This is a genomic window from Kribbella sp., from assembly GCF_035687465.1.
Lineage (GTDB): Bacteria > Actinomycetota > Actinomycetes > Propionibacteriales > Kribbellaceae > Kribbella.
The window spans coordinates 1-2,670 of record NZ_DASRXP010000719.1 but is presented as its reverse complement, the minus strand read 5'-3'; the positions used below and the strand labels follow the sequence as shown (position 1 = coordinate 2,670).

The 2,670-nt window shown below is 68.4% G+C and carries 2 protein-coding genes; both read right to left on the bottom strand.

Annotated features, from left to right (window positions below):
* Window positions 1-66: 66 nt before the first annotated feature.
* Window positions 67-1,356, bottom strand: a complete 1,290-nt coding sequence (locus tag VFG33_RS39140; RefSeq protein ID WP_325058098.1) for a M16 family metallopeptidase — start codon at window positions 1,354-1,356, stop codon at window positions 67-69.
* Between the two features lie 20 nt (window positions 1,357-1,376).
* The coding region (locus tag VFG33_RS39135; RefSeq protein WP_325058097.1) for a polyribonucleotide nucleotidyltransferase at window positions 1,377-2,670 on the bottom strand (1,294 nt) is incomplete at its 5' end.

The window sequence follows — 2,670 nt, the reverse complement described above, 5'->3', positions numbered from 1 at the left end:
GTGAGCACAACTGAGCAGCTTGGAGCGCCACCGTCTGTGCGGAGTCCGGCACAGGACGTCGAGGGTCTACAGCGTGAAGGCGGTGGTGGACTCGTCGAAGGGGCCCATCACGGTGAGGGCCGGGGTGCCGGCGTAGAGGTCGGCCGCGAGTTGGCAGACGTCGTCCAGGGTGACCGCGTCGATGTTGTGCAGGATCTCGTCGACGGTCGGGAGCTCGCCGTAGACCAGGTCGGCCTTGGCGATCCGGGTCATCTTGGCGCCGGTGTCCTCCAGGCCCATCACGACCGAGCCGCGCATCTGGCCCTTGCCGCGGAGCAGTTCGTCCGCGGTGATGGTGCCCTTGGCAATCGTCGCCAACTCGGCGCGAACCACCTCGAGCACCTCCGGAGCCTTCTTCGGCAGACAGCCCGCATAGACCCCGACCATGCCGGAGTCCGCGTACGCCGAGCCGAAGGTGAACACGGAGTACGCGAGTCCGCGCTTCTCCCGCACTTCCTGGAAGAGCCGCGAGGACATCCCGCCACCGACGATGCCATGCAGCACCCCGGCGACGAACTTGCGCTCGTCGTTGCGCACCAACCCGGGCATGCCGAGCACGAGATGCGCCTGCTCGACGTCGCGGTGATGCACCCGCACTCCCCCGTACATCGGGATCCGGCGCGCCGAGCCCCGTCGTACCGGAGCCGGTTCGGCCTCACCGGTGACCCAGTGCCGCTCGAACGCCTTGCGGACCAGCTTCACGACGTCGGCGTGCTCCACGTTGCCCGCGACGGAGACGACGATGTTATCCGGCGTATAGCGCCGGCGATACCACCCGGCCACCTGGCGACGGGTCAGGCCGGCCACCGATTCCGGCGTACCGGTGATGGAGCGGCCGAGCGGGGACGAGCCCCAGAGTTGTTCCGCGAAGAGGTCATGGATGTGGTCCGACGTCTCGTCGGCGTGCATCGCGATCTCTTCGTCGATGACGTCGCGCTCGCTCTCCACGTCGGCCTCGGCCAGCGTGGCGGAGGTGATCATGTCGCAGATCACGTCGACCGCGAGCGGCAGGTCGGAGTCGAGCACCCGCGCGTAGTAGCAGGTGTACTCCTTGCCGGTGAAGGCGTTCATCTCGCCACCGACGGCGTCCAGCGACGCGGAGATCTCCAGCGCGTCGCGGCGCTCGGTGCCCTTGAACAGCAGGTGTTCGAGGAAGTGCGTGGCGCCGGCCAGCTGGAGGGGTTCGTCGCGGGAGCCGACGCCGACCCAGAGGCCGAAGGTGACCGAGCGGAAGCCCGGTACGGACTGGGAGAGCACGCGGAGCCCGGAGGGCAGGACGGTCCGTTTGACGGGACCGCCCTCCTCCGGGCTCAGCATCGTGCTGGTGATAGCCCTTGTCACTCGGCGGGCGCGACCTCGGCCTCGGCGTCAGCCTTGGCCTCATCGTCCTTCGCATCCTCGTCCAGGACGGGAATCAGGGACAGCTTGCCGCGGTCGTCGATCTCGGCGATCTCGACCTGGAGCTTCTGGCCGACCGAGAGGATGTCCTCGACGGCCTCCACCCGCTTGCCACCGGCCAGGCCGCGCAGCTTCGAGATGTGCAGCAGCCCGTCCTTGCCCGGCAGCAGGCTGATGAACGCACCGAAGTTGGTCGTCTTCACGACCGTGCCCAGGTAGCGCTCGCCCTTCTCCGGCATGGTCGGGTTCGCGATCGAGTTGATCATCGCACGCGCCGCCTCGGCCGACGGGCCGTTCGTCGCACCGATGTACACCGTGCCGTCGTCCTCGATGGAGATGTCGGCGCCGGTCTCGTCGGTGATCTGGTTGATCATCTTGCCCTTCGGGCCGATGACCTCGCCGATCTTGTCCACCGGGACCTTGACCGAGATGACCCGCGGCGCGAACTCGCTCATCTCACCCGGGGCGTCGATGGCCTTGGCCATCACGTCGAGGATGGTCAGGCGGGCTTCCTTGGCCTGGGTCAGCGCGCCGGCGAGCACGCTCGCCGGGATGCCGTCCAGCTTGGTGTCCAGCTGCAGGGCGGTGACGAAGTCCTTCGTACCGGCGACCTTGAAGTCCATGTCGCCGAACGCGTCCTCCGCGCCCAGGATGTCGGTCAGCGCGACGTACTGCGTCTTGCCGTCCACCTCACCGGAGATGAGGCCCATCGCGATCCCGGCGACCGGCGCCTTCAGCGGCACACCGGCCGACAGCAGCGACAGCGTCGAGGCGCAGACCGAACCCATCGAGGTGGAGCCGTTGGACCCGAGAGCCTCGGACACCTGACGGAGCGCGTACGGGAAGTCCTCGCGCGACGGCAGCACCGGCACCAGGGCCCGCTCGGCCAGCGCGCCGTGACCGATCTCGCGGCGCTTCGGCGAACCCACCCGGCCGGTCTCACCGGTCGAGTAGGGCGGGAAGTTGTAGTTGTGCATGTAGCGCTTGCGCGTCTCCGGGGAGAGCGTGTCCAGCTGCTGCTCCATCCGCAGCATGTTCAGCGTGGTGACACCCAGGATCTGGGTCTCGCCGCGCTCGAACAGCGCCGAACCGTGCACCCGCGGCAGCACCCTGACCTGCGCCTTGAGCGGGCGGATGTCGGCCAGACCGCGGCCGTCCATCCGGACCTTGTCGGTCAGCACGCGCTGCCGGACGAGCTTCTTGGTGAGCGAGCGGAAGGCTGCGGACAGCTCC